Genomic DNA, 7226 nt, shown 5'->3' on the forward strand with positions numbered 1-7226 from the left:
GACCGGGATCTTGGCGTCGATCGCCTGCTGCACGACGCCGGTCAGGCCGGCCGATTCCTTCGGTGACACCAACAGCGCATCGACCTCCTGGCGGATCAGGTTCTCGACATCGGCGACCTGCTTTTCGGTCTTGTCCTCGCCGTCGGTGATGATCAGCTCGACCTCGGGGTGCTTGGCGGCTTCGGCCAGGATGTCCTTGTTGAACTGCGCGCGCCAGGGCTCGATGGTCGTCACCTGCGAGAAGCCGATCTTCCACTTCTTGTCCTGGGCATAGGCATTGCCGGTGGTCAGCAGCGCGGTGGTGGTCAGCAGTGCCGCGGTCACGGCGGCAAGCTTCAGCATGTCACGTCGTTTCATTTTTTGTTTCCTCCGAGATTGAGAGACGGTGTCTCTTGCGACGGCCGCTTTGCCGCGGCCGTTTCCTTGTGCGCCGATTGCCCGCCGGGCAGGCGCAGATAGGCCAGGAGATCACCGGCATTGCGCTCCTGCACGAGCACGGTGCCGATGATGATCATCCCCTTCAGCACCAGCTGAAGGTTCGAATTGATGTTGTGGAGCTGCAGGATGTTGGAGAGCAGACCGAAGATCAGCACGCCGCAGAACGTGCCGATGAGGCTGCCGCGCCCGCCCATCAGGCTGGTGCCGCCTATGACCACAGCGGCAATGGCGTCGAGCTCCAGCCCGGCGCCGGCATCCGGCTTGCCTTGCCGGTACTGCGCGACATAGAGCACGGCGGCAATGCCGGCGAGCAGCCCGGAGACGGCATAGGTGGCGATCTTGACGCGGCCGGCGGCGATGCCGGAGAGGCGCGCCGCCTCCTCGTTGCCGCCGATGGCATAGACATAGCGGCCGAACGGCGTGAAGCGCAGCACCGCGCCGTAGATCACGATGGCGCCGAGGAAGAACAGGCCCGGCATCGGGATGATGCCGAACACCAGCGAGCGCAGGATCTCGAAATCGGCGGTGGCGTTGGAGCCGGTATAGACCGGCAGCACCGCATTGTTCTGGCCGGCGGTCAGCCGTGCGATGCCGAGCGCCGTCACCATCATAGCCAGGGTGACGATGAAGGGCTGCAGCCGTCCGGCAACGATGATGAAGCCGTTGAGCGCGCCGAACAGCAAACCAACGCACGGCGCCACCAGCAGCACGCCGAGCACGCCGAATTTCGGCTCGATCTGCGGCAGCAGAAACCACAGCGACAGGCAGCACAAGACCACGCCGACGACGGCGGGCGTGATCAGGCCGCGAATCCCGTCCAGCCTGATCTCGCGGACGAGATCGGCGCCGGCACGGGACTTTGCCAGGTTCTGGAAGATGAAGCGGGTGACGACGAAACCGAGGCAAAGCGCCACCAGCGCGACGGTCGGCACGCCCAGCACGACGCCCGGCGTCACGCCTGGGACCGTCAGCAGCATGGCACAGACCACCGAGCAGATGGCCATCAGCGAGCCGACGGAGAGATCGATGCCGCCGGTGATGATGACAGCCGTCATGCCGGTGGCGATCAGCCCGGTGGTCGAGACCTGGCGCAGCACGTCGAGCAGGTTGCCGTAGGAGAGGAAGATGTTGTTGCCCTTGGAACTCATCGGCGAGCCCAGCACGCCGATCAGGAAGATGGCGATCAGGCCCCAATAGAGCTTGGTACGGGACAGGAGTTTCAGGGCAGTCATGCGGCTGGTCTCGATATGGTCCTGCGCGGGGCGGCGAGACGCATGATGGCCTCCTCGCTGGCCGCATCGCGGGAAAGAATGCCTGTCTGGCGGCCATCGGCCATCACCAGGATGCGGTCGGAGAGATGCAAAAGCTCCGGCAGTTCGGAGCTGATGACGGAGATGGCCAGTCCATCGCGCGCCAGCTTGAAGATCAGGTCGTAGATCTCGCGTTTGGCGCCGACATCGATGCCGCGCGTCGGCTCGTCCAGCAACAGCACCCTTGGCCTGGTCGCCAGCCACTTGCCGATGACGACCTTCTGCTGGTTGCCGCCGGACAGCGTGCCGGCAGGCTGGTCGATGTCCCGGCAGCGGATGCCGAGCGCCTTGACCGCCTGCCGCGCCAGCCCCTGCTCGGCGGCCAGCGAGCGGATGCCGAAGCGGGCCAGCGACCCGACCAGCGGCAGCGCGACATTGTCTGCGATCGAAGCCTGCAGATGCAGGCCTTGCGTCTTGCGGTCCTCGGTGACCAGTGCAATGCCCAGCCGCCTTGCGTCGCGGGGCGAACGGATATCCACAGGCCGGCCGTCGACCTGGATTTCGCCACCGGTGCGGCCATCGCTCGAGCCGAAGATCGCCTCCAGGATCTCGGTTCGGCCCGAACCCAGCAGCCCGCCAATGCCGAGGATCTCTCCGGCGGCAAGATCGAAGCCAACGCCGTCGATCACCGTGCGCCAGCCATGCGCATCGGGCTTCGACAGCGACAGGTTTTCGACCGAAAGCACAATGTTGCCGCCGGAGTGGCGCTCTTCCTGGGAGGAAGCGAGCAGGTTGCGTCCGACCATCGCCGAAATGATCGCATCTTCGTCCAGCCTGGCCATCGGCTCGGTCAGTACATGGCGGCCGTCGCGAAACACGGTGACGCGGCTGGCCAGATGCATGACCTCGTCGATGCGGTGCGAGATGTAGACGATGGCGACACCGCTCTCGGCAAGCTGGCGGATGATGCGGAACAGCCGCTGGCATTCGGCCGGCGACAGCGCCGAGGTCGGCTCGTCCATGATCAGGATGCGTGCCGACATCGACAGCGCCTTGGCGATCTCGACCAGCTGCTGCTCGCCGACACGCAGGGCACCGACGCGGGCTTGCGGATCGAGCTCGATGCCGAGCCGCTGCAACAAAGCGCCCGCCGCGCGGCTGCTTGCCTTGCGGTCGACAATCAGCCCGGCGATCAGCTTCTCGCGGCCAAGGAAGATGTTGTCGGCGACGCTGAGTTCGGGCACCAGGTTGAGCTCCTGATGAATGATGGCAATGCCGGCATCCTCGGCGTCGCGTACGCCAGCGAAATTGACAGGGTGGCCATCGACGCTGACCGTGCCTTCATAGCCGGTGTAGACGCCGGAGAGGATCTTCACCAGCGTCGACTTGCCGGCGCCGTTCTCGCCCATCAAGGCATGAACCTCGCCGCGCCGCAGCTCGAAGCCGACATCGACCAGGGCGGCGATGCCGCCGAAGCTCTTGGAAATATGCTCGGCGCTCAGAACGGTGTCCGACCGATCGGCAGCGCCGTGCTGCGGGGAAAGGGAACTGCTCTCTCGCATGACAATGGCGGCCTCCCTTCCGTCGTCGTCAACTTCCCGCAAACGCTAATCTAAACGTTTCGATCATGTCAAGCTGATATGAGGTACCGCATGTTTACTGCATTTCGATTCTTGCTAAAAAGGACAGGATTCCGTACGTATTGGCCGGCAAGGGTGGCGAAACGTTTCGAAAATGACAGCATCAGGGCAAAAAAAACACCGGAAATCCACCGCGCCCACCATGCTTCATGTGGCTGAAGCGGCGCGTGTTTCTGTCGCCACCGTTTCGGCGCTGATCAATGGCACGGCGACGGTCAGTCCGGAGCTTAGCCAGCGCATCGAACAGGCGATCCGCGATATCGGCTACAAGCGCAACGCGATCGCCCGCAGCCTGAAGATGGGCACGACCCGCACGATCGGACTGACCGTGCCGCACATCACCAACCCATTCTTCACCGATGTCGTCTCGGTCATCCAGCAGGCCTTCGACCGGGCCGGCTATGCCGTCATGCTGTGCTGCACGGACGAGGATTTGAACACCCAGGACGATCAGATCAAGCTGCTGCTCGACCGCATGGTCGACGGGCTGATCGTGGCGCGCGTCGGCGACGGCGCGATCCTCAAGCGGATCGTCGACGACGCCAACGTGCCGGTGGTGCTGCTCGATCGTATCTGCAAAGGCGTCGACACCGATGCCGTGGTGCTGGACAACCAGCGCGCGGTGTTCGACGCCATCACCTATCTGATCAATCTCGGCCACCGGCGCATCGGTTACATCACCGGCACGTCGGACATTTCGCCGATGCATGACCGCATGGCGGGATATCGCGAGGCGCTTCACGCCGCCGGCCTGCCGATCGCGGAGGAGCTGATCCGCTTCGGCAATTTCCACGAGATCGACGGCTACAACGCGACCATGCAGATGCTGTCCTCGCACGATCGGCCAAGCGCGATCTTCTCGGCCAACAACCCGATGGTGATCGGCACCATGAAGGCGATCCGCGACATCGGCCTGTCCTGCCCGGAAGACATTTCAGTTGCCTGCTTCGACGACTTTCCATGGTCCGACGTGTTTCAGCCGCAGCTGACCACCGTCGCGCAGCCGGTGCAGGCGATCGGCGAACAGGCGGCCAATCTGCTTCTCGACCGTCTCGCCGGCAACAGGGACGCGCCGCCGCGCAAGCTTTTGCTCAAGGGCCGGCTGATGATCCGCAATTCATGCCGCCCGCTCGGGGCGATTGCGCAGAGCGTGAGCGCATAGTTTTTCGCCCAGCATATATCGTACCAGAACTTGTCAGGCCGCCTGCGACAGCGATTTGTGCGCCTCGGCCAGGATCTCGAACGACCGCACCCGCGCCGCATGATCAAAAATCTGCGCGGTGACCATCAGCTCGTCGGCGCCGGTGCGGCGCACGAAAGCATCGATGCCTTGCCGCACCGTTTCCGGGGAGCCGACGACGGCGCAGGACAATGCCTGGCCCAGCATGGTCTTTGCCATCGGATCGAGATCGCGGTCATAGTTCTCGACAGGTGGCGGCAGCCGTCCGGCCCGGCCGGTGCGCAGATTGACGAAAGCCTGTTGCAGCGAGGTGAACAGCAAACGAGCCTCGGCATCGGTGGGCGCGGCAAAGACGTTGAGGCCAAGCATGACATGCGGCTTGTCGAGGTGCTCGGAGGGTTGGAAGCGCGAGCGGTAGACATCCAGCGCGTGATCCAGATCCGCCGGCGCGAAATGCGAGGCGAAGGCATAGGGCAGGCCGAGCATGGCGGCAAGCTGCGCGCCGTAGAGGCTGGAGCCGAGGATCCAGACCGGCACGCCCTGGCCTTCGCCGGGCACGGCACGGATGCGTTGGCCTTCCTCGGCCGGCTGGAAATAGCCCATCAGCTCGACGACATCCTGCGGGAAATTGTCGACCCCGGCCTCGAGATTGCGGCGCAAGGCGCGGGCGGCACCCATGTCGGTGCCGGGCGCCCGGCCGATGCCGAGATCGATGCGGCCCGGATGCAATGCGGCCAGCGTGCCGAACTGCTCGGCAATCACCAGCGGCGAATGGTTGGGCAGCATGATGCCGCCGGCGCCGACACGAATGGTCTTGGTGCCGCCCGCGACATGGGCAATGACGACGGCTGTGGCGGCACTGGCAATACCCGGCATGTTGTGATGCTCGGCCAGCCAGAAACGCTTGTAGCCCAGGCGCTCGGCATGGCGGGCAAGATCGAGCGAGTTGGCCAGCGACTGCGAGGCATCGCTGCCTTCGACGATCGGCGACAGGTCGAGAACGGAAAGAGCGGTCATGGGTGGGATCCTGTGTCAGGACCGCATGTAGGAAGCATCCGGCGGCGCCGCAAATTCAAAAATATTGATCAGCCTTTGACAGCTTCGGGGTCGGCGATGTCGTCCTCCTCGACGACAACCGCGTGCTGCGCGGCGAGAAAATTGCCGACATGGCTGAGCCCATCGAAATGATCGCAGAACACCTTGATGACGACCAGCAGCGGCACCGCCATCAGGGCGCCGACGAAACCCCACAGCCATGACCAGAAGGCGATGGCGATAAAGATCGCCACGGCGTTGATCTCGAGGCGCCTGCCGACCACCATCGGCGTCACGAACTGGCCTTCGACGATGTCGCACAAGATCACGAAGGCCGGCGCCAGAAGCGCGTAGAAGATGGTATCGAAGCTGATCAACGCCATGACCGTGACAAGCACGATGGTGATCAGTGCTCCGACATAGGGCAGGAAATTGAGCAGGGCGGCAGCAACGCCCCAGACCAGCGGATTGGGCACGCCGAGCGCCCAAAGACCGAGAGCGATGACCGTGCCGAGGCCGGCATTGATGATGGTGACGGTGAGCAGATAGTGCGAGATTTCGCGTTCGACGTCATAGACGACGCGCAGCGCCCGCTTCTTTTCGCTGAGGCTGGCGAAGGACTGGATGATCTTTTCATAAAACATCGTGCCGGAGGCGAGCAGGAACAGCGACAGCACGAAGATAATGGTGAGGCCTGTTCCCGCCGACAGGATGTTGCTGGCGGCCGCCGACAGGATGCCGGACTGCGCCACCGCCACCTTCTGAATACCGGACTCCTGCGAGGTCTCGGTCAGTTGTTCGATCTGATGCGAAATCTGCATGATCTTCTCGAGCGGCTGTCGCAATTGCGCCAACCGTTCGGTGAGCTTCTGGCCGATCGACGAGGTGTTGTTGATAAGATCGATGATCGGGCCACTGAGCAGATAGCCGGCGGTGGCGAACACACAAAGGGACAACAGCACCAGAAGGGTTGCCGAGATCACTTCCGGGATACCGTGCTTGCGCAGCAGCCGGACGATCGGCGTCAGCGTCAGCGCCAGCAGGAAAGCCAGAAGCACTGGCATGAAAAAGGCGCGGGCGAAATAGAGCGCGTAGATGGCCATGAAGAGAAAGATGCCGATCAGCAACGAGCGCATCAGACGCGTGTCGGCGCGAGCCGCGACGCGCGAATCCGGTTCATCGGAAACGTCCTGTCCCCAGGCTGTGGGTTCGGTTTTCATGGTCACCCCTCAAGCCGGCGCCCCTTCGCACGGCAATCGCCTCCATGAAACGCAGAGTTACGGGCGAGGGTTCCATGAGCCGGCTTCGGGATTGAGGCCGCTCGCGCCGGCTCCGGGTCAGGCTGCCGGCGACGTGACGGCTGTGGCGGGCTTGGCTGTTTCCTTGCGCACGATCGGCGCCACCCTGGTGCCGTAGAGTTCGATCGCCTTCATGATCTTGGCGTGCGGCATGGTGCCGATCGCCATCTGCAGCAGGAAGCGGTCATTGCCGAAGATCTTGTGCTGGGCGACGATCTTTTCAGCCACTTGCTCGGGACTGCCGACGAACAGGGCGCCTGTGGGGCCGCGCGACTGGTCGAAATGCGCCCGCGAGGTCGGACCCCAGCCGCGCTCGCGGCCGATGCGATTCATCACTTCCGCCTGCGGGCCGTAGAAATCGTCCGCCGCCTGCTCGGTCGTCTCG

Annotated in this window: 6 protein-coding genes and 1 pseudogene; 1 reads left to right on the plus strand and 6 read right to left on the minus strand. The window is 63.8% G+C overall.

Annotated elements, in window-relative coordinates:
* The 3 genes from ENZ75_RS14925 to ENZ75_RS14935 all read right to left on the minus strand — a co-directional run.
* The coding region (locus ENZ75_RS14925; protein ID WP_164887827.1) for a substrate-binding domain-containing protein at positions 1–357 on the minus strand (357 nt) is incomplete at its 3' end.
* Positions 354–1670 carry an ABC transporter permease gene (locus tag ENZ75_RS14930; RefSeq protein WP_013528456.1) on the minus strand — a complete coding sequence of 439 codons (1317 nt, stop codon included), beginning with the start codon at positions 1668–1670 and terminating at the stop codon, positions 354–356. The genes ENZ75_RS14930 and ENZ75_RS14925, both read right to left, overlap by 4 nt.
* Positions 1667–3250 carry a sugar ABC transporter ATP-binding protein gene (locus ENZ75_RS14935; protein ID WP_063169732.1) on the minus strand — a complete coding sequence of 528 codons (1584 nt, stop codon included), beginning with the start codon at positions 3248–3250 and terminating at the stop codon, positions 1667–1669. Before ENZ75_RS14935 ends, ENZ75_RS14930 begins: the two co-directional genes overlap by 4 nt.
* 220 nt (positions 3251–3470) lie before the next feature.
* Here ENZ75_RS14935 and ENZ75_RS14940 point away from each other — a divergent pair, with 220 nt between their 5' ends.
* Positions 3471–4490 (plus strand): LacI family DNA-binding transcriptional regulator, encoded by a 1020-nt coding sequence (locus ENZ75_RS14940; RefSeq protein WP_013528458.1) that lies wholly within the window; start codon positions 3471–3473, stop codon positions 4488–4490.
* A 33-nt stretch (positions 4491–4523) separates the two neighbouring features.
* Here ENZ75_RS14940 and ENZ75_RS14945 read toward each other — a convergent pair whose 3' ends face one another.
* The 3 genes and pseudogenes from ENZ75_RS14945 to ENZ75_RS14955 all read right to left on the minus strand — a co-directional run.
* Positions 4524–5525 carry an LLM class flavin-dependent oxidoreductase gene (locus ENZ75_RS14945; protein ID WP_063169731.1) on the minus strand — a complete coding sequence of 334 codons (1002 nt, stop codon included), beginning with the start codon at positions 5523–5525 and terminating at the stop codon, positions 4524–4526.
* 68 nt (positions 5526–5593) lie between these two features.
* Complete coding sequence (locus ENZ75_RS14950) at positions 5594–6763, minus strand: AI-2E family transporter (RefSeq protein WP_013528460.1); 1170 nt, start codon at positions 6761–6763, stop codon at positions 5594–5596.
* Positions 6764–6880: 117 nt separating this feature from the next.
* Positions 6881–7226, minus strand: a pseudogene (locus ENZ75_RS14955) (LLM class flavin-dependent oxidoreductase); the annotation flags it as partial.

Origin of the sequence: Mesorhizobium sp. M7A.F.Ca.CA.002.04.1.1, from assembly GCF_004022805.1 — a bacterium.
GTDB classification, from domain to species: domain Bacteria; phylum Pseudomonadota; class Alphaproteobacteria; order Rhizobiales; family Rhizobiaceae; genus Mesorhizobium; species Mesorhizobium ciceri.

What these genes read in the sequence shown, in the direction of transcription:
- ENZ75_RS14950 (WP_013528460.1), bottom strand. Translation starts at nt 6,763, where the DNA reads ATGAAAACCGAACCCACAGCCTGGGGACAGGACGTTTCCGATGAACCG.
- ENZ75_RS14940 (WP_013528458.1), top strand. Translation starts at nt 3,471, where the DNA reads ATGCTTCATGTGGCTGAAGCGGCGCGTGTTTCTGTCGCCACCGTTTCG.
- ENZ75_RS14935 (WP_063169732.1), bottom strand. Translation starts at nt 3,250, where the DNA reads ATGCGAGAGAGCAGTTCCCTTTCCCCGCAGCACGGCGCTGCCGATCGG.
- ENZ75_RS14945 (WP_063169731.1), bottom strand. Translation starts at nt 5,525, where the DNA reads ATGACCGCTCTTTCCGTTCTCGACCTGTCGCCGATCGTCGAAGGCAGC.
- ENZ75_RS14930 (WP_013528456.1), bottom strand. Translation starts at nt 1,670, where the DNA reads ATGACTGCCCTGAAACTCCTGTCCCGTACCAAGCTCTATTGGGGCCTG.